We start from the raw sequence: 18,104 nt of genomic DNA, 5'->3' as shown, positions 1-18,104 counted from the left end.
CGCGCGCCGGTCGAGGGTGCCTGCGGGCCATACGATCCGACAATACATGACCAAGTACGCAAAAATCATCGGTACCGGGAGCTACCTGCCTCCGCGGCGCGTGACCAACCATGACCTGGCCACGCAGCTTGCCGAAAAGGGCATCGAGACCAGCGACGACTGGATCGTCTCGCGCAGCGGCATTTCGGCACGCCACTGGGCCGAGCCGGATGTGACCAGCAGCGATCTCGCGGTCAAGGCTGCCGAGCAGGCCATCGAAGCCGCCGGCATCGACCGCCAGAGCATCGACCTGATCATCGTCGCCACCTCGACGCCGGACTTCGTGTTCCCCAGCACGGCCTGCATCGTGCAGGAAAAGCTGGGCATCACCAACCACTGCCCGGCGTTCGACCTGCAGGCGGTGTGCTCGGGCTTCGTGTACGCACTGGCCACTGCCGACAAGTTCATCCGCAGCGGCTCGCACCGCAACGTGCTGGTGATCGGCACCGAGGTGTTCTCGCGCATCCTGGACTTCAACGACCGCACCACCTGCGTGCTGTTCGGCGACGGTGCCGGCGCCGTGCTGCTGTCGGCGTCCGAGGAGCCGGGGATCCTGTCCACCGCGATGCACTCGGACGGCAGGCATGTCGATATCCTGTGCGTGCCGGGCAACGTCGCCGGCGGCAACATCACCGGCAACCCGTTCCTGCACATGGACGGCCAGGCTGTGTTCAAGCTGGCCGTGAACGTGCTGGACAAGGTCGCGCGCGAAGCCATGGAGGCTGCCAGCGTGACGCCGGACCAGATCGACTGGCTGATCCCGCACCAGGCCAATATCCGCATCATGCAGGGCACGGCAAAGAAGCTGGGCCTGCCGGCGGAGCGCATGGTCGCCACCGTGCATGAGCACGGCAACACCTCGGCCGCGTCGATCCCGCTGGCGCTGGACGTCGCGGTGCGCGACGGCCGCATCCGCGCGGGCCAGACCGTGCTGATGGAAGGCGTGGGCGGCGGCTTCACCTGGGGCGCGGTGCTGCTGCGCATGTGATTCGCGGCCGGCGCCATGGCATGCCGCGCATGCAGGACATGCCGCGGCGCCGGCCACCCGTTTCTTGTTAGGGTTCCAATCCGATGAAATTCGCTTTCGTATTTCCCGGCCAGGGTTCGCAGTCGGTCGGCATGCTCAATGCCTTCGCCGATAACGCCGTGGTGCGCGCCACCGTGGAAGAGGCCTCGGCCGCGCTCGGCCAGGATCTCGGCCGCCTGATCGCCGAAGGCCCCGCCGAAGAGCTGAACCTGACCACCAACACGCAGCCGGTGATGCTGACCGCCGCAGTGGCGGTCTACCGTGCCTGGCTGGATGCCGGTGGTCCGGCACCGGCGCTGGTTGCCGGCCACAGCCTGGGCGAGTACTCGGCGCTGGTGGCCGCGGGCGTGATCCCGTTTGCCGACGCGGTACCGCTGGTGCGCTTCCGCGCGCAAGCCATGCAAGAAGCCGTGCCGGTGGGCGAGGGCGCCATGGCCGCGATCCTGGGCCTGTCCGATGACGACGTGCGCGCCGCTTGTGCCGAGGCATCGGCCGCCGGCGTGGTCGAGGCCGTGAACTTCAACGCGCCGTCGCAGGTGGTGATTGCCGGCCACAAGGCCGCGGTCGAGAAGGCCTGCGAAATCGCCAAGGGCAAGGGCGCCAAGCGCGCGCTGCCGCTGCCGGTGTCGGCGCCGTTCCACTCGTCGCTGCTCAAGCCCGCCTCGGACCGCCTGCGCGAGCGCATGGCCGGCCTGGCTTTCTCGGCGCCGTCGATCCCGCTGGTGAACAACGTCGACGTCGCCATCGTCAATGATCCGGACGCGATCAAGGACGCCCTGGTGCGCCAGGCCGCCGCGCCGGTGCGCTGGGTCGAGTGCGTGCAGAAGATGGCCGCCGAAGGCGTCACGCACGTGATCGAATGCGGCCCCGGCAAGGTGCTGGCCGGCATGACCAAGCGCATCGACGGCAACCTGACCGGCGGTGCGATCTTCGATCCGGCCTCGCTGCAAGACACGCTGGCACTGCTGAAGTAAGCAAGAGGACATCCGCATGACCAAACTTCTCGACAACCAGGTTGCGCTGGTCACCGGCGCCTCGCGCGGCATCGGCCGCGCCATCGCGCTGGAACTGGCCCGCCAGGGCGCCACCGTGATCGGCACCGCCACCAGCGAAGCCGGCGCGGCCGGCATCACCGATTACCTCGGCGCCGACGGCCTGAAGGGCAAGGGCGCCGTGCTCAACGTCAATGACGCGGCCGCTTGCGACGCGCTCATCGACGAGATCGTCAAGACCCACGGCGGCATCGGCGTGCTGGTCAACAATGCCGGCATCACGCAGGACCAGCTGGCGATGCGCATGAAGGACGAGGACTGGCTGGCCGTGATCCAGACCAACCTGACTTCGGTGTTCCGTCTGTCGCGCGCGGTGCTGCGCCCGATGATGAAGGCCCGCCAGGGCCGCATCATCAATATCACTTCGGTGGTGGGCTCGGTCGGCAACCCCGGCCAGATGAACTACTCTGCTGCCAAGGCGGGCGTGGCGGGCATGACCCGCTCGCTGGCCGCGGAAATCGGCAGCCGCAACGTGACCGTGAACTGTGTCGCGCCGGGCTTTATCGACACCGACATGACCAAGGCGCTGTCCGAAGAGCAGCATGCTTCGCTCAAGACGCAGATTCCGCTGGGTCGCCTTGGCCAGCCGGAGGATATCGCCAACGCGGTGGCCTTCCTGGCTGGCCCGCAAGCCGCTTACATTACCGGCACTACGCTGCATGTGAACGGCGGGATGTACATGAATTAATGGGTTTTTGGCTGGCTGGTTTCGGGCAAGAAGCCCGAAGAAGCCGCCTGAAGTAGTAGTTTTCCGAACCAAACGGGCGCGATTCTTGCAAAGCTTGGCAGGCGGCATTTCTGTCGCCTCAAACCTGCTAAAATGCGCCCACTTTTTGTCGAACTTCCCTGGAGGGTTACATGGACAATATCGAACAACGCGTCAAGAAAATCGTGGCAGAACAGCTTGGCGTGGCCGAGGCAGACATCAAGAACGAATCGTCGTTCGTGAACGACCTCGGTGCGGACTCGCTGGACACGGTTGAACTCGTGATGGCGTTGGAAGATGAATTCGGCATGGAAATTCCTGATGAGGAAGCCGAAAAGATCACGACCGTGCAACAGGCTATCGACTACGCCACCGCGCACGTCAAGGCCTAAGCCCGTCGTCTCTGCATTCCGAGCCACAGAAGGCAGGTGGGCGGGCCGTTGCGGCCGCGCCTTGCTGTTTTCTGTGGCTTTCGTCTGTTTGAAGAAGCAGAATGGAATGTGCTTCGCCGCGCGGCCCGCAAGGCCGGCGGCGGGCTGATCTCCGTTCCGTTCCCGTTTCACGCACCCGTAGGAAAACATAGTGAGCCGTCGTCGCGTCGTCGTCACTGGGCTTGGCCTTGTGTCTCCGGTCGGAAACACGGTTGCCGAAGGCTGGGCCAACCTGGTTGCCGGCAAGTCCGGCATCGCCACCATCACCAAATTCGATCACTCCGCGCTTTCCGTGCACTTTGCCGGTGAAGTGAAGGGTTTCAATGCCGAGGACTACATCCCGGCCAAGGAAGCCCGCGCGATGGATACCTTCATCCATTTCGGCATTGCAGCCGGCACGCAGGCGCTGAAGGACAGCGGCCTGGAAGTGACCGAGGCCAATGCCGAGCGCATCGGCGTGCTGGTCGGCTCGGGCATCGGCGGCCTGCCGTTGATCGAAGAGACCCACGCCGTGCTGACCGAGCGCGGTCCGCGCCGGATTTCGCCGTTCTTCGTGCCGGGCTCGATCATCAACATGATCGCGGGCCACCTGTCGATCATCCACGGTATCAAGGGCCCGAACCTGGCTGCCGTGACGGCTTGCACGACCGGCCTGCACAGCATTGGCCTGGCCGCCCGCCTGATCCAGGCCGGCGATGCCGACGCCATGCTGGCGGGCGGTGCCGAGTCGACCGTGTCGCCGCTGGGCATCGGCGGTTTCGCCGCTGCGCGTGCGCTGTCGACGCGCAATGACGATCCGGCCGCCGCTTCGCGTCCGTGGGACAAGGATCGCGACGGCTTCGTGCTGGGTGAAGGCGCCGGGGTGATGATGCTGGAGGAGTACGAGTCGGCCAAGGCGCGCGGCGCGCGCATCTACGCCGAGCTGATCGGCTTTGGCATGAGCGGCGACGCCTACCACATGACCGCGCCGAACATGGACGGCCCGCGCCGTTGCATGGTCAACGCGCTCAAGGACGCTGGCATCAATACGGACCAGGTGCACTACCTGAACGCCCACGGCACGTCCACGCCGCTGGGCGACAAGAACGAATCCGATGCGATCAAGGCCGCATTCGGCGAGCAGGCCTACAAGATGGTGGTGAACTCGACCAAGTCGATGACCGGCCATCTGCTGGGCGGCGCCGGCGGCCTGGAATCGGTTTTCACCGTGCTGGCGCTGCACAACCAGGTGTCGCCGCCGACGATCAACCTCGACAACCAGGATCCCGAGTGCGACCTGGACTACGTGGCCAACACGGCGCGCGAGATGAAGATCGAGGTCGCGGTGAAGAACAACTTCGGTTTCGGCGGCACCAACGGCACGCTTGTTTTCCGCCGCGCCTGATCCGTGGTTGAGGCGGGCCCTTCGCGGGCTGCGCCAGGGCAGGGTCCACCCGTTGCGGTGGGCCCTGTTCGTGTTTTGTGCCGGCGAAATGCTGGCGCTCGCGCTGCTGGCGCGGACGCTGGCCGCTGTAATAGCCGGCAGTCAGGCTGGTTTCCATTGGGGGCATGCCGCCATGGCGCTGGCACTCGTGCTTGCCGCAGCGGCAACGGTGCGTGCCTGGCCGGCGTGGTGGTGTAGCCTGCGCTGGCGCTGCACGGCAGTGCTGCACGCGCCCGACGGCAACGGGCCATTGCGGATCCGCCTGCAAGGGCCGGGCCGTGCCCGACACGAGACTGTGGTCAGGCAATGCTGGCAGGCCGGCGGCGTCGCTGTCGTGCGCCTGGCCCCCGGAGCGCCCGGGATGCCGGGCGCCATCTTTCTCCCCTGGCAGGCGGGTTCGCCCGCGATGGCGCGGTGGTTGCAACGCGCCACCAGAGTTGCACTGCGGGTGCAGCCTGAGATGCCGGCAGGGGAACGATTTTGTTAGCTTACGGTCACAGGATGCGCGTTGCTTCACCGGGCGGGCTTAGAATCGTAGGTAAAATACAACGTTTGTCGTGACGACCAAACCAAGAGATACACTGCAGGTGAGCCATACGTGAGCGAACGCGAAGCCGATCAGCTCCTAGTTGAACGCGTCCAGCAGGGCGACAAGCGGGCCTTTGAACTTCTGGTGACCAAATACCATCGGAAGATCATTCGCCTGATTTCGCGCCTGGTCAGGGACCCCGCTGAGGTGGAGGATGTGGCGCAGGATGCCTTTATCAAGGCATACCGCGCCTTGCCCCAGTTCCGCGGGGAGTCGGCCTTCTATACGTGGCTGTACCGGATCGCCGTCAACACGGCCAAGAACTACCTGGCCACCCAGGGCCGCCGCCCGGAAGCGTCCAGCGATATCGATGCAGAAGAGGCTGAAACTTTTGCGGACGGTGAGCAACTAAGGGATATCAATACGCCGGAATCGATGCTTCACACGCGCCAGGTCGCCGAGACGGTGAACCGCGCCATGGAGGCCCTTCCGGAAGAATTGCGGACCGCCATCACGCTGCGCGAGATCGAGGGCCTCAGCTATGAGGAGATCGCCGAAGCGATGGGATGTCCGATCGGCACGGTGCGTTCGCGGATCTTTCGGGCGCGCGAGGCGATTGCCGAGAAATTGCGTCCGCTGCTGGGAACGGCAGAGGGCAAGCGGTGGTAGTAGTCGGGTAGTCGAAAAGAATGTCGTGCGGCCAGCGTTGCAGCGTATTCCTGCATCGATAAGCGACAGAAGTGACGGGATTATCGGTGTTCAATGGAATGTCTTGGGGTGGGAAATGGGTCAGGCTCATAAGCAGTCGGTTCATGTAGTGGAAGCAGCGGAGCAGATCTCCGTATTGATGGATGGCGAACTGGCGCCGCACGAAGTCGATGCCGTGCTGGGCCTCGCGAAAAGCGATGCCGGCATGTCCGACTGGACCACTTACCAGTTGATCGGCGACACGCTGCGCTCGGAAGACCTGACGCACGCGGGTTCCACCTCTGCTTTCCTCTCTCGTTTCTCCGCGCGCCTAGAAGCCGAGCCGCATGTACTGGTACCGGCATTGGCGCAGGCCAGTGCCCGCCACCGCCTGCTGGTCAGGCCGTCGTGGGTGCGCCGCGTGATGCCGGGCACCGCGATCGCTGCCGCCGTGGCAGCGGTCAGCTGGGTGGTCGTGCCGCAGATGCGGGGCCCCGCCACGCTGGCCACGCCCGATGCCGTGGTGGCACGCGCCGACCAGCCGGCCAGCCCGGCCTCTGGCATCGTCACCGTGGCGGCGGAAAATCCCCAGATGATCCGCGACCCGCGCCTGGACGAATACCTGCGTGCCCATCGCACGTCGGTGGCAACGGATGCGTTCGTGTCCACCATGCGCACGGTTGCCAACGGTGCAAACTTCACTCAGGAAAATACGCAGGAATAATGCCGGACATGCATAAAGGAGGGTCGCCCGCCTATGTAGCGGGCGCGCAGAAAATCAGGGCCCTGCGTAGGTCCTTTTTTCTGGCCTTGTGTCTGAGCGCTGCCGCGGCCACCGCACAGCCTTCGGACAGTACGCTGAACCGACGCGACGCCACCGCCTGGCTCAACAAGATCCACAAAGCCGCACAGCGCGAGAACTATGTCGGCACGCTGATCTACCAGCGCGGCAGCGTCATGCACGCCTCGCGTATCCAGCACTACAGCGATCTCGTCCACAACGAGTACGAACGCCTGGAAACGCTCGACGGCAAGCCGCGCGAGGTGCTGCGTCAGAATGACGTAGTGCACAGCCTGATCCCCGAAGCCAAGCTGGTGGTGGTGGAGAAGCAGGAAGCCAAGGATCGCTTCCCGGCGCTGCTCGCCACCAACAAGAACGACGTGCTGGACCTGTACGACATGCGCAAGATGCCCGCCGAGCGGGTGGCAGGCATGGAATGCGAGGTCTTTGCGCTGGAGCCGCACGATGCCGCGCGCTATGCGGTGCGCCTGTGGGCGGAGAAGAACTCCGGCCTGCTGATGCGCGCGCAGACCATCGGCGACGGCGGCAAGGTGCTGGAGCAGGTCGCGTTCTCGCAGGTGCAGATCGGGGTGCCGTCCGAAAAGCAGCGTATCCTCGGTGCGATCAAGAATTCCAGCAGCTGGAATCGCTATGAGGTGACCTACCAGCCGACCAATATCGCCGACGAGGGCTGGTCGATTGCGGTGCCGCTCAAGGGCTTCCAGAAGATCCGCGAAGTGCGCCGTCCGCTCGGCGAGTTGCGCGCGCCCGCGCCGGGCAACGCGCGCGGCCAGGTCTTCGAAGTGCTGCAGGTCGTTTACAGCGACGGGCTGACCGGCCTGTCGGTCTTCATTGAACCGGTTTCCGAGCAACGCGTGCGCCGCGAGGGCGTGGCCGCGCTCGGCGCGACCCAGGTCGTGGTGCGCCGGATTGCCGATTTCTGGATTACCGTGGTGGGCGAGGTGCCGGCGAGCACCGTGCGGCAGTTTGCGACGGCCGTGGAGTACCGCCCGCCCAAGGCGGTACACTGAGCTTGACGCAGGTGCAGCCGACGCCGCCGGACTCTGTCCCGGCGCCGGCTCCATGAAACCTGCGCAGGGGTCCCCGCCACGGGATCACATCCAGACGGTTTTTCTTCTATTCGCTGAATCCCGGGAGTTGTCGATGATGTTCAGATCTCCAGCCCTGGCGCGGGCCGTGGTCATGGCTGCCATGATGCTGCTCGGCCCGACTGTTGCCGAAGTCAGCCATGCCCAGGCTGCCGCCTCCAACTACAACCTGCCCGATTTCACCGACCTGGTGGAAAAGGCCAGTCCGGCCGTGGTCAATATCCGCACCACGGAACTCGTGCGCCAGCGCGGTGCGCCCGGCGGCGATGACGAGATGGCGGAATTCTTCCGGCGCTTCTTCGGCGTGCCGATGCCCGGTGCCCCGGCGCCCGGCGCCCCCCGCCGCGGCCAGCCGCCGCAGCAGGAAGAGCAGAGCCGCGGCGTGGGTTCGGGCTTCATCATCAGCCAGGACGGCTACGTGATGACCAACGCGCACGTGGTGGCCGACGCCGAAACCATCTATGTGACGCTGCCCGACAAGCGCGAATTCAAGGCCAAGCTGATCGGCTCGGACAAGCGCACCGACGTGGCGCTGCTCAAGGTCGAGGCCAGCGGCCTGCCGCGCCTGCCGCTGGGCGATTCCAACAAGGTCCGCGCCGGCGAATGGGTGCTGGCGATCGGCTCGCCGTTCGGGCTGGACAACAGCGTGACCGCCGGCATCGTCTCGGCCAAGGGCCGCGACACGGGCGACTACCTGCCGTTCATCCAGACCGACGTGGCGGTTAATCCCGGTAATTCCGGCGGCCCGCTGATCAACCTGCGCGGCGAGGTGATCGGCATCAACTCGCAGATCTACAGCCGCAGCGGCGGCTACATGGGTATCTCGTTCGCGATCCCGATCGACGAGGCGATGCGCGTGTCCGAGCAGCTCAAAAGCTCCGGGCGCGTGACGCGCGGGCGCATCGCCGTGGCGATCGGCGACGTCACCAAGGAGGTGGCCGATTCGCTGGGCCTGGGCCGTGCGCGCGGCGCGCTGGTCGGCAGCGTCGAGCCGGGCGGTCCTGCCGAGAAGGCGGGCATCGAAGCCGGCGACATCATCCTCAAGTTCAACGGCCGCGATATCGAGCGGGCCTCGGACCTGCCGCGCATGGTGGGCGAGACCAAGCCGGGCACGCGCGTGCCGCTGCAGCTGTGGCGCAAGGGCGCGGTCCGCGAGGTCACGATCACCGTCACCGAGCTGGAGCCGGACGGCAAGGCACGCGCTCGCAGCGGCGCAACGCCCAAGGACGACAGCGCGGCACAGGCCGGCAAGCCCAACGCGCTTGGCCTGGTGGTCAACGACCTGCCCGAGGCGCGCCTGAAGGAGCTCAAGCTCAAGTCGGGCGTCGAGGTGGAAGTGGCCGACGGCCCGGCGCTGCGTGCCGGCATCCGTCCGGGCGACATCATCCTGCGCCTGGGCGATACGGACGTGACCAACGCCCGCCAGTTCAACGAGCTGGTGCGCAGCCTGGACAAGAACCGGATTGCCGCGGTGTTCGTGCGGCGCGGCGATGCCACCCAGGTGCTGACGCTGCGTCCGGGCGCCACGTCCAGCCGCTAAAGCAATGACCGGTATGCCTGCGCTGACGTTGTACGGCCGGGCATACTGTCACCTTTGCGAAGACATGAAGGTCGCGCTGGAGCCGCTCCGGCGCGATTTTTCTTTCACCCTGCACGAGGTGGATGTCGATGCCGATGCGGGGCTGAAAGACCGTTTTGGCGAACTGGTGCCGGTGCTGATGCCGGGCACCCCAGCAGACTTGCAGGGCGGCGCCGTGGAGCTTTGCCACTATTTCCTCGACGAAGCTGCCGTAAGGGTGTGGCTTGCCGCACATGGCGGCGCGCACACAACCCGCTGATCCCCGTCGGTAACCGCCGCCAACCGCGCCACGCCGCCATTTGACGACCCGGAAGTCATTGAAAATCCGGTAAAATTGCGGATTGGCGCAAAAATTGCACCCCCCGAACCTGCGGTACGCCCGCGCCCGCCTTGCGGCGCGCGGCGCCGGGCCGCTCAACCGCTTGTTGCCGCGCGGGCTCTCACGCCGGCGCCCCCCTGAACACTAGATGGACCATATCCGTAATTTCTCGATCATTGCCCATATCGACCATGGGAAGTCCACCCTGGCCGACCGGATCATTCAGCTTTGTGGAGGGCTGTCGGATCGGGAGATGGAAGCGCAGGTCCTCGATTCGATGGATATCGAAAAGGAGCGCGGCATCACCATCAAGGCGCAGACCGCTGCGCTCAGCTACAAGGCGCGCGACGGCAAGGTCTACAACCTGAACCTGATCGACACCCCGGGACACGTCGACTTCAGCTATGAAGTGAGCCGCTCGCTGTCCGCCTGCGAAGGCGCGCTGCTGGTGGTCGACGCCTCGCAGGGCGTTGAGGCGCAGACCGTGGCCAACTGCTACACCGCGATCGAGCTGGGCGTGGAAGTGGTGCCGGTGCTGAACAAGATCGACCTGCCGCAGGCCGATCCCGATAACGCGATCCAGGAGATCGAGGACGTGATCGGCATCGACGCGCAGGACGCCACGCCGTGCTCGGCCAAGACCGGGCAGGGCGTGCAGGACGTGATCGAGGCGCTGATCGCCAAGGTGCCGCCGCCCGAGGGCGACGCCGACGCGCCGCTGCAGGCGCTGATCATCGATTCGTGGTTCGACAACTACGTTGGCGTGGTGATGCTGGTGCGCGTGGTCAACGGCACCCTGCGTCCCAAGGACAAGGTGCTGCTGATGGCCAACGGCTCACAGCACCTGGTCGAGCAGGTGGGCGTGTTTACGCCGAAGTCGATCCCCCGCGATGCGCTGACGGCGGGCCAGGTGGGCTTTGTCATCGCCGGCATCAAGGAACTGAAGGCGGCCAAGGTGGGCGATACCATCACCACCATGCAGCGCAAGGCCGAAGCGCCGCTGCCGGGCTTCAAGGAAGTCAAGCCGCAGGTGTTCGCCGGCCTGTACCCGGTTGAGGCAAACCAGTACGAGGCGCTGCGCGAGTCATTGGAAAAGCTGCGGCTCAACGATGCCTCGCTGATGTTCGAGCCGGAAGTGTCGCAGGCGCTGGGCTTCGGCTTCCGCTGCGGCTTCCTCGGCCTGCTGCACATGGAGATCGTGCAGGAGCGCCTGGAGCGCGAGTTCGACATGGACCTGATCACCACCGCGCCGACGGTGGTGTACCAGGTCGAGATGCGCGACGGCACCGTGATCACCGTGGAAAATCCGGCGAAGATGCCGGACCCGAGCAAGATCGAGGCGATCCTGGAACCGATCGTCACCGTGAACCTGTATATGCCGCAGGAATATGTCGGCTCGGTGATTACGCTGTGCACGCAGAAGCGTGGCTCGCAAATCAACATGAGCTACCACGGCAAGCAGGTGCAGCTGACCTACGAAATCCCGATGGCGGAAATCGTGATGGACTTCTTCGACCGCCTGAAGTCGGTGTCGCGCGGCTATGCGTCGATGGACTATGAGTTCAAGGAATATCGCCCGTCGGACGTGGTCAAGGTCGACATCCTGATCAACAGCGACAAGGTCGATGCGCTGTCGGTGATCGTGCACCGATCGAACTCGCAATACCGCGGCCGCGAGGTCGCGGCCAAGATGCGCGAGATCATTCCGCGCCAGATGTACGACGTGGCGATCCAGGCCGCCATCGGCGCGAATATCATTGCGCGCGAAAACGTCAAGGCGCTGCGCAAGAACGTGCTGGCCAAGTGCTACGGCGGCGACATCACGCGCAAGAAGAAGCTGCTGGAAAAGCAGAAGGCGGGCAAGAAGCGGATGAAGCAGGTCGGTACGGTCGAGATCCCGCAGGAGGCTTTCCTGGCCATCCTGCAGGTGGATGACAAGTAAGAAGGCGCCGCGAGCAGGGCAGTGCCACGCGCGGCGGCTTGCCGCCGTGGTGAAAGAACAGGCTGTACCAGGATTTCAAGAAACCAGAAGCCGTCATGAATTTTGCACTGATCCTTTTTGTGCTGGTGGTGATTACGGGCGTCGCGTGGGTTGCGGACAAGCTCGTGTTCGAGCGGCAGCGCCGCTCTTCGGCGCGGCTGGCGCTGGCCGAGTTCGATTCGCGCCAGGCCGACCTGCAGGGCCGCTTCGGCGCGGCGGAAGCTGACGCCACGCGCAAGCGCCTGGCCGAGGAAAAGCTGCGCCAGCCGTGGTGGCTGGAATATTCGGCCAGTTTCTTCCCGGTGATCCTGGCGGTGTTCGTGCTGCGCTCGTTCGTGGTCGAGCCGTTCAAGATCCCGTCCGGCTCGATGATCCCGACGCTGCTGATCGGCGACTTCATCCTGGTCAACAAGTACGAGTACGGCATCCGCCTGCCGGTGGTGAACAAGAAGGTCATGGACATGGGCGAGCCGCAGCGCGGCGACGTCATGGTGTTCCGCTACCCGAAGGACCCGTCGCTCGACTACATCAAGCGCGTGATCGGCGTGCCGGGCGACGTGGTGCAGTATGCCAACAAGCGCCTGACCATCAACGGCAAGCCGGCCGAGTACGCCGCGCTGCCGGATTTCCTGGACGAGGAGCGCCTGGCATATTCCAGGCATTTCCGCGAAAAGCTGCCAGGCAGCGTCGATCATGGCATCCTGAACGACGCCGACCGCCCGGCGTTTATCGCGGGGGCGGACCCGGATTTCCCGTACCGGGAAAACTGCACTTACAATCAGCAGGGCGTGACCTGCAAGGTACCTGCAGGTCACTATTTCGTCATGGGTGACAACCGGGACAACAGCCTGGATTCCCGTTTCTGGGGGTTCGTGCCGGATGAGAATATCGTCGGCAAGGCCTTTGTAATCTGGATGAACCTGGGCAATTTCGGACGCGTGGGAACGTTCAAATAAGAATCCCCGCGGCGCAAGAACACTCAACGCTAAACGAGGACGAGCGCATCATGGGTCAACTTGGGAAGGTGGGGGGCAGGAATCCGGTACGACGCCGGGCAGGCATAGGCGGGTTTTCCGTCTGGACGCTGCTGGTGATCGTGGTGTTCGTGATCGGGGTGGCCTTGCCGGCCCTGCGCGCGATCCCGAGCCTGGTGGAGTATTTTTCGGTCAAGCGCGCCGCCAGCTATGCCAAGCAGCGCGCCGCCAACAAGCGCGAAGTGGTCGATTTTTTTGAAAAGCAGGCAGCCATCGACCGGATTACCGCAATCAAGGCCGAGGACCTCCTGATCCGGGAAGACGAGAACGGCACCATCCAGTCGGTCGATTTCTCGTACCGGACCGAGGTACCCGTCTACGGACCCCTGAGCCTACTGATTACCTATTCAGGAACGCAGCACTGATATGAACCTCGACGCCTTGCAGCAACGACTCGGCTACCGATTCAGCAAGCCCGAATTGCTGCAACAGGCGCTGACGCACCGCAGCCACAGCGCCCAGCACAACGAACGCCTTGAATTCCTGGGCGATTCGGTGCTCAACTGCGCCGTGGCCGACATGCTCTATGGCATGTTCGGCAAGCTCGACGAGGGCGACCTGTCGCGCGTGCGGGCCAACCTGGTCAAGCAGCAGGCCCTGTACGAGATCGCCCAGATGCTGCAGCTGTCCGACACGCTGCGCCTGGGCGAGGGCGAACTCAAGAGCGGCGGCTTCCGCCGTCCGTCCATCCTCGCCGATGCGCTCGAAGCCATCGTCGGCGCGGTGTTTCTCGACGCCGGCTTCGACGCCGCGCGCGCGCTGATCCGCAAGCTCTATATCCCGATCCTGGAGCAGGTCGATCCGCGCACGCTGGGCAAGGACGCCAAGACCCTGCTGCAGGAATACCTGCAGGGCCACAAGATCGCCCTGCCGCAATATAACGTAATCGCCACACACGGGGCCGCGCACAGCCAGCAGTTTGAAGTCGAGTGCACGGTGCCTAAACTGGAAGTCCGGGTGTTCGGCACCGGCGCCTCGCGGCGCGCCGCCGAGCAGGCCGCCGCCAAGCTGGCACTGGATGAAGTCCAGAAGCTGGTGCCGCAGCTGCTCAAGCGCAGCCGCGCCGAGCGCACCGGCAAGACCCGCAAGCAACCCGTGCCGCAAGACCCACAGCTGTCTCTCAGGTTGAAGGAATGACCGAATCTACCCATCCGCAGCAAGACGCGGCGGATACCCCGGCCGCGGCGTTCCGCTGCGGCACCGTGGCCATCGTCGGCCGCCCCAACGTGGGCAAGTCCACGCTGATGAACGCGCTGGTCGGCCAGAAGATCAGCATCACCTCGCGCAAGGCGCAGACCACGCGCCACCGCATCGTCGGCATCCAGACCACGGATGACGCGCAGTATGTGTTCGTCGACACGCCGGGCTTCCAGACCCGCCACGCCAGCGCGCTGAACCGTTCGCTGAACCGCGCGGTCACGTCCACGCTGTCGTCGGTGGACCTGGTCCTGTTCGTGGTCGAGGCCGGCTACTACGGCGCCGACGACGAGAAGGTGCTGTCGCTGCTGCCGAAGAACACGCCGGTGCTGCTGGTCGCCAACAAGCTGGACCGCGTCAACGGCGAGAACCGCCTGGAAGTGATGATGCCCTTCCTGGAAAAGATGGGGCAGCAGTTCCCGTTCCGCGAAGTGGTGCCGATGACGGCCAAGACCCACGACCATATCGCGCGCCTGTTCGAGATCATCCGGCCCTACCTGCCGGAAGGCGAGCCGATGTACGACGCCGACGCCATGACCGACCGCAGCGAGCGCTTCCTGGCCTCGGAGATCATCCGCGAGAAGGTGTTCCGCTGGACCGGCGACGAGCTGCCGTACACCAGCACCGTGATCATCGACAAGTTTGAGACCGAAGGCCGCCTGCGCCGCGTCTTTGCCACCATCCTGGTCGAGCGCGACGCGCACAAGGCCATGATCATCGGCAACAAGGGCGCCAAGCTCAAGCAGATCTCCACCGAGGCGCGCCTGGACATGGAAAAGCTGTTCGACGGCAAGGTCTACCTGGAAATGTGGATCAAGGTGAAGAGCGGCTGGGCCGACAACGAAGCAGGGCTGCGCGCGTACGGCTACGAGTGAGCACAACAGCGAGCGACCAGTGAGCAAGACGGCTGACATCGCGCGCGCGCCGGCGCCGGCGCCACGGTCCCGCCGCGCCGACCCCGTGGTCGACGAGGCCGCCGAACTGCTCGACAGCAAGGCGCTGCCCGGCATGGCCGACGCTGCCGCGCGCGCGATGATGGATCGCGCCATGCGCATCGTGCCGGCCCGGCCCGAGTCGCGCGTGGCCGAGCAGCCCGGCTTTGTGCTGCATGCCTGGCCGTATCGCGAGACCAGCCTGATCCTGGACCTGTTCACGCGCGACTACGGCCGCATCTCGATGGTGGCCAAGGGCGCCAAGCGCCCGCACTCCGCGCTGCGCGCGGTATTGCAGCATTTCCACCCGGTCTCGGTGTCATGGAGCGGCCGCGGCGAGGTCAAGACCCTGACCAAGGCCGAGTGGGTCGGCGGCATGCCGCCGCTGGCCGGCGACGCGCTGCTGTCGGCGTTCTACCTGAACGAGCTGCTGATGCGCTTCTGCCCGCGCGAGGATGCGCATCCGGCCTTGTTCCGCCATTACCTGACGACGCTGACGCGGCTGGCGCACGGCGAGCAAGCCGGGCTGGTGCTGCGCAGCTTTGAACGCGTGCTGCTGCAGGAAACCGGCTTCGCGGTTGCGTTTGACCAGTGCCTGAGCACCGGCGAGCGGGTCCAGCCGGGCCTGGACTATGTCTACCAGCCAGAGCGCGGCGTGCGCCGCGCGCAGCCGAGCGACCCGTCGTCGTGGCCGGTGGTGACCGGCCAGACCCTGCTGGACATGGCGCAGGACGATTACAGCCGCGCGCAGACCGCCGCGCAAAGCCGCGCGCTGATGCGGTTCCTGCTGCATTATTATCTGCAAGGCGCGCCGCTGAAGACGCGCCAGATTCTGATCGACCTGCAGTATCTCTGACCGACTCAAGAACCATCCGACTCACTCCTGCACCTGCTCGCATGATCTTCCACGCAAATCCGGGCGTCATCGACCTTGGCGTCAATATCGACCACGTCGCCACGCTGCGCAACGCGCGCGGCACCGTGTACCCCGATCCCATCCGTGCCGCGCTGCTGGCGGAACAGGCCGGCGCCGACCTGATCACGCTGCACCTGCGCGAAGACCGCCGCCATATCCGCGATGCCGACGTGCGCGCGCTGCGTCCGCAACTGGCCACGCGCATGAACCTGGAATGCGCGCTCACGCAGGAGATGCTCGACATCGCCTGCGAGATCCGTCCGCAGGACGTATGCCTGGTGCCGGAGCGCCGCGAGGAAGTGACCACCGAGGGCGGGCTGGATGTGGCCGGGCGTTTCGAGCAGGTCAAGGCGGCGTGCGCGCAGCTGGCCGGTGCCGGCATCCGCGTGTCGCTGTTCATTGATGCCGATGCCGACCAGATCGCCGCGGCGGCCGCGTGCGGCGCGCCGGTGATCGAGCTGCATACCGGCCGCTATGCCGATGCGCATACGCCCGATGAGCAGGCGCTCGAGTTCCGCCGCATCGCCGATGGCGTCGATGCCGGCCAGAAGCACGGCCTGGTGGTCAACGCCGGCCATGGCCTGCACTACACCAATGTGCAGCCGATCGCCGCGCTGCCCGGCATCAAGGAGCTGAACATCGGCCACGCGATCGTGGCGCATGCGGTGTTCGCGGGCTGGGAGAACGCGGTGCGCGAGATGAAGGCCATCATGGTCGCCGCGCGCCTGGGCACGCGCTATCCTGCCGCGGGCGCCCCGGCGTGATCTACGGCGTCGGCACCGACATCATCCAGATCGCCCGCGTGCAGGGCGTGATGGAACGCACCAACGGCCGTTTCGCCGAGAAGGTGCTGGGCCCCGATGAGCTGGCCAAGTACCACGCGCGCAAGGCGCGCTCCGAGAAGCGCGGGCTGGCCTTCCTGTCCACGCGCTTCGCTGCCAAGGAGGCGTTCTCCAAGGCCATCGGCCTGGGCATGCGCTGGCCGATGACGTGGCGCGCCATGGAGCTGATGAACCTGCCGTCCGGCGAGCCCACGCCGGTATGCCATGGCGAGCTGGCCGCATGGCTGGCGGAACGCGGGCTCACCGTGCGGGTCAGTGTCAGTGACGAGCACGACTTTGCCGTCGCCTTCGCCATTGCCGAGCGTGCGGGCGGGGCGGCTTCCCAACCTACAGCCTTGTGAATCCAACAACTTCCATGTCCAAGAAGAACTCCGGCAAGCGGCCGGGCCCGGTGGTCCTCGACGTCGTCGGCAAGCAGCTCGACGCGGAAGATGCGCGCCGCATCGCGCATCCGCTGACCGGCGGCGTGATCCTGTTCGCGCGCAATTTCGAGTCGCGCGCGCAACTGCAGGCGCTGACGCGCGCCATCCGCGCGGTGCGCGACGACGTGCTGATCTGCATCGACCATGAAGGCGGGCGCGTGCAGCGCTGCAAGACCGACGGCTTCACCCACCTGCCGGCGATGCACCGCCTGGGCGAGCTGTGGGAGCGCGACGTGCTGGCCGCGACCAAGGCCGCCGTGGCCTGCGGCTATGTGCTGGCCGCCGAACTGCGCGCCTGCGACATCGACCTGAGCTTCACCCCGGTGCTGGACCTGGACTACGGCCGCAGCGCCGTGATCGGCGACCGTGCTTTCCACGCCGATCCGCGCGTGGTGTCGATGCTGGCCGGCCACCTGAACCACGGCCTGCTGCTGGCCGGCATGAGCAACTGCGGCAAGCACTTCCCTGGCCACGGCTACGTCGAGGCCGATTCGCACGTGGCGATCCCGGTCGACGAGCGCTCGCTGGACGAGATCCTGGAGCAGGATGCGCGCCCGTACGAGTGGCTGGGCCTGTCGCTGTCGTCGGTGATGCCGGCGCACGTGATCTACCCCAAGGTCGACCCGAACCCGGCCGGCTTCTCGCGCTACTGGCTGCAGGACGTGCTGCGCGCCCAGCTGGGCTTCGAGGGCGTGATCTTCAGCGACGACCTCAGCATGGAAGGCGCCAGCGTCGCCGGCAATGTCACCGAGGCCGCGCGCGCCGCGCTGACCGCGGGCTGTGACATGGTGCTGATCTGCAACCACCCGGAGCGCGCCGACCAGTTGCTGACCGAGCTGGACGTGGGCATCGACAAGACCTCGCAGCGCCGCATCCGCAAGCTGTTCGCGCGCAGGAAGCCGCTGGACTGGAACAAGCTGCACCAGGAAGGCGAGTACCGCGCCGCGCTGCGCACGCTGAAAGAGCACGACCTGATCGCCTGAACGGGGCCGCGTGCACAAACAAAAATGGCAGCCGCGGCTGTAATGCCGTTCAGTTAAGGTCCTTCTTCAGGTACCGAACGGTGTAGCGAGAAGGTCGCGACTTAACGACCCGTGC

At 65.6% G+C, this 18,104-nt stretch carries 19 protein-coding genes; all 19 read left to right on the top strand.

Going from position 1 to position 18,104, the window contains the following annotated elements:
- The first annotated feature begins 46 nt into the window (after window positions 1–46).
- The 19 genes from AC3WON_RS14235 to nagZ all read left to right on the top strand — a co-directional run bounded on the left by AC3WON_RS14235 (window position 47) and on the right by nagZ (window position 17,989).
- Window positions 47–1,027 carry a beta-ketoacyl-ACP synthase III gene (locus tag AC3WON_RS14235; protein ID WP_492319859.1) on the top strand — a complete coding sequence of 327 codons (981 nt, stop codon included), beginning with the start codon at window positions 47–49 and terminating at the stop codon, window positions 1,025–1,027.
- 83 nt (window positions 1,028–1,110) lie between these two features.
- Window positions 1,111–2,040, top strand: a complete 930-nt coding sequence (fabD, locus tag AC3WON_RS14230; protein WP_011615725.1) for an ACP S-malonyltransferase — start codon at window positions 1,111–1,113, stop codon at window positions 2,038–2,040.
- A 16-nt stretch (window positions 2,041–2,056) separates the two neighbouring features.
- Entirely contained in the window at window positions 2,057–2,806 is a 750-nt protein-coding gene (gene fabG / locus AC3WON_RS14225) for a 3-oxoacyl-ACP reductase FabG (protein WP_018309408.1), read from the top strand.
- Window positions 2,807–2,976: 170 nt separating this feature from the next.
- Window positions 2,977–3,216, top strand: coding sequence for an acyl carrier protein (gene acpP / locus AC3WON_RS14220; protein WP_008644813.1), 240 nt, complete (start codon window positions 2,977–2,979; stop codon window positions 3,214–3,216).
- A 190-nt stretch (window positions 3,217–3,406) separates the two neighbouring features.
- The gene (gene fabF, locus AC3WON_RS14215) at window positions 3,407–4,639 is read left to right on the top strand and encodes a beta-ketoacyl-ACP synthase II (RefSeq protein WP_454750348.1); all 1,233 of its coding nucleotides are present in this window, start codon (window positions 3,407–3,409) and stop codon (window positions 4,637–4,639) included.
- A gap of 637 nt (window positions 4,640–5,276) precedes the next feature.
- Window positions 5,277–5,876: an RNA polymerase sigma factor RpoE gene (rpoE, locus tag AC3WON_RS14210; RefSeq protein ID WP_010814682.1), complete on the top strand. Its 600-nt coding sequence runs from the start codon at window positions 5,277–5,279 to the stop codon at window positions 5,874–5,876.
- Window positions 5,877–5,991: 115 nt separating this feature from the next.
- On the top strand, window positions 5,992–6,618 hold the full coding sequence (locus AC3WON_RS14205; protein WP_492352055.1) for a sigma-E factor negative regulatory protein: 627 nt from the start codon (window positions 5,992–5,994) through the stop codon (window positions 6,616–6,618).
- A gap of 8 nt (window positions 6,619–6,626) precedes the next feature.
- Window positions 6,627–7,706 (top strand): MucB/RseB C-terminal domain-containing protein, encoded by a 1,080-nt coding sequence (locus AC3WON_RS14200; RefSeq protein WP_492319861.1) that lies wholly within the window; start codon window positions 6,627–6,629, stop codon window positions 7,704–7,706.
- A gap of 133 nt (window positions 7,707–7,839) precedes the next feature.
- The gene (locus AC3WON_RS14195) at window positions 7,840–9,324 is read left to right on the top strand and encodes a DegQ family serine endoprotease (RefSeq protein ID WP_492319862.1); all 1,485 of its coding nucleotides are present in this window, start codon (window positions 7,840–7,842) and stop codon (window positions 9,322–9,324) included.
- A 13-nt stretch (window positions 9,325–9,337) separates the two neighbouring features.
- Window positions 9,338–9,622, top strand: a complete 285-nt coding sequence (locus AC3WON_RS14190) for a glutaredoxin family protein (protein WP_492319863.1) — start codon at window positions 9,338–9,340, stop codon at window positions 9,620–9,622.
- A 208-nt stretch (window positions 9,623–9,830) separates the two neighbouring features.
- Complete coding sequence (gene lepA / locus AC3WON_RS14185; protein WP_010814687.1) at window positions 9,831–11,624, top strand: translation elongation factor 4; 1,794 nt, start codon at window positions 9,831–9,833, stop codon at window positions 11,622–11,624.
- A gap of 95 nt (window positions 11,625–11,719) precedes the next feature.
- A complete protein-coding gene (gene lepB / locus AC3WON_RS14180) occupies window positions 11,720–12,619 on the top strand; it encodes a signal peptidase I (protein ID WP_011615721.1) in 900 nt (299 codons plus the stop codon).
- Between the two features lie 50 nt (window positions 12,620–12,669).
- On the top strand, window positions 12,670–13,062 hold the full coding sequence (locus AC3WON_RS14175; protein WP_492319864.1) for a DUF4845 domain-containing protein: 393 nt from the start codon (window positions 12,670–12,672) through the stop codon (window positions 13,060–13,062).
- Window position 13,063: 1 nt separating this feature from the next.
- Complete coding sequence (rnc, locus tag AC3WON_RS14170) at window positions 13,064–13,834, top strand: ribonuclease III (RefSeq protein ID WP_010814690.1); 771 nt, start codon at window positions 13,064–13,066, stop codon at window positions 13,832–13,834.
- A complete protein-coding gene (gene era, locus AC3WON_RS14165; protein WP_010814691.1) occupies window positions 13,831–14,769 on the top strand; it encodes a GTPase Era in 939 nt (312 codons plus the stop codon). Before rnc ends, era begins: the two co-directional genes overlap by 4 nt.
- A 19-nt stretch (window positions 14,770–14,788) precedes the next feature.
- Window positions 14,789–15,682, top strand: a complete 894-nt coding sequence (gene recO, locus AC3WON_RS14160; protein ID WP_439670798.1) for a DNA repair protein RecO — start codon at window positions 14,789–14,791, stop codon at window positions 15,680–15,682.
- 41 nt (window positions 15,683–15,723) lie between these two features.
- Window positions 15,724–16,506, top strand: a complete 783-nt coding sequence (pdxJ, locus tag AC3WON_RS14155) for a pyridoxine 5'-phosphate synthase (RefSeq protein ID WP_011615719.1) — start codon at window positions 15,724–15,726, stop codon at window positions 16,504–16,506.
- Window positions 16,503–16,925 (top strand): holo-ACP synthase, encoded by a 423-nt coding sequence (gene acpS / locus AC3WON_RS14150; protein ID WP_340520375.1) that lies wholly within the window; start codon window positions 16,503–16,505, stop codon window positions 16,923–16,925. The genes pdxJ and acpS overlap by 4 nt, the downstream gene beginning before the upstream one ends.
- Window positions 16,926–16,939: 14 nt before the next feature.
- Entirely contained in the window at window positions 16,940–17,989 is a 1,050-nt protein-coding gene (gene nagZ / locus AC3WON_RS14145; RefSeq protein ID WP_492319866.1) for a beta-N-acetylhexosaminidase, read from the top strand.
- The last annotated feature ends 115 nt before the right edge of the window (window positions 17,990–18,104 follow it).

The organism is Cupriavidus sp. FW305-46 (genome assembly GCF_058787075.1).
This window is presented reverse-complemented; position numbering and strand designations above follow the sequence as displayed.

Excerpts from the sequence above, each read along its gene's own strand:
- AC3WON_RS14235 (WP_492319859.1), top strand. The coding sequence starts at position 47 with ATGACCAAGTACGCAAAAATCATCGGTACCGGGAGCTACCTGCCTCCG.
- fabD (WP_011615725.1), top strand. The coding sequence starts at position 1,111 with ATGAAATTCGCTTTCGTATTTCCCGGCCAGGGTTCGCAGTCGGTCGGC.
- fabG (WP_018309408.1), top strand. The coding sequence starts at position 2,057 with ATGACCAAACTTCTCGACAACCAGGTTGCGCTGGTCACCGGCGCCTCG.
- acpP (WP_008644813.1), top strand. The coding sequence starts at position 2,977 with ATGGACAATATCGAACAACGCGTCAAGAAAATCGTGGCAGAACAGCTT.
- AC3WON_RS14205 (WP_492352055.1), top strand. The coding sequence starts at position 5,992 with ATGGGTCAGGCTCATAAGCAGTCGGTTCATGTAGTGGAAGCAGCGGAG.
- AC3WON_RS14200 (WP_492319861.1), top strand. The coding sequence starts at position 6,627 with ATGCATAAAGGAGGGTCGCCCGCCTATGTAGCGGGCGCGCAGAAAATC.
- AC3WON_RS14195 (WP_492319862.1), top strand. The coding sequence starts at position 7,840 with ATGATGTTCAGATCTCCAGCCCTGGCGCGGGCCGTGGTCATGGCTGCC.
- AC3WON_RS14190 (WP_492319863.1), top strand. The coding sequence starts at position 9,338 with ATGCCTGCGCTGACGTTGTACGGCCGGGCATACTGTCACCTTTGCGAA.
- lepA (WP_010814687.1), top strand. The coding sequence starts at position 9,831 with ATGGACCATATCCGTAATTTCTCGATCATTGCCCATATCGACCATGGG.
- lepB (WP_011615721.1), top strand. The coding sequence starts at position 11,720 with ATGAATTTTGCACTGATCCTTTTTGTGCTGGTGGTGATTACGGGCGTC.
- AC3WON_RS14175 (WP_492319864.1), top strand. The coding sequence starts at position 12,670 with ATGGGTCAACTTGGGAAGGTGGGGGGCAGGAATCCGGTACGACGCCGG.
- rnc (WP_010814690.1), top strand. The coding sequence starts at position 13,064 with ATGAACCTCGACGCCTTGCAGCAACGACTCGGCTACCGATTCAGCAAG.
- era (WP_010814691.1), top strand. The coding sequence starts at position 13,831 with ATGACCGAATCTACCCATCCGCAGCAAGACGCGGCGGATACCCCGGCC.
- pdxJ (WP_011615719.1), top strand. The coding sequence starts at position 15,724 with ATGATCTTCCACGCAAATCCGGGCGTCATCGACCTTGGCGTCAATATC.
- nagZ (WP_492319866.1), top strand. The coding sequence starts at position 16,940 with ATGTCCAAGAAGAACTCCGGCAAGCGGCCGGGCCCGGTGGTCCTCGAC.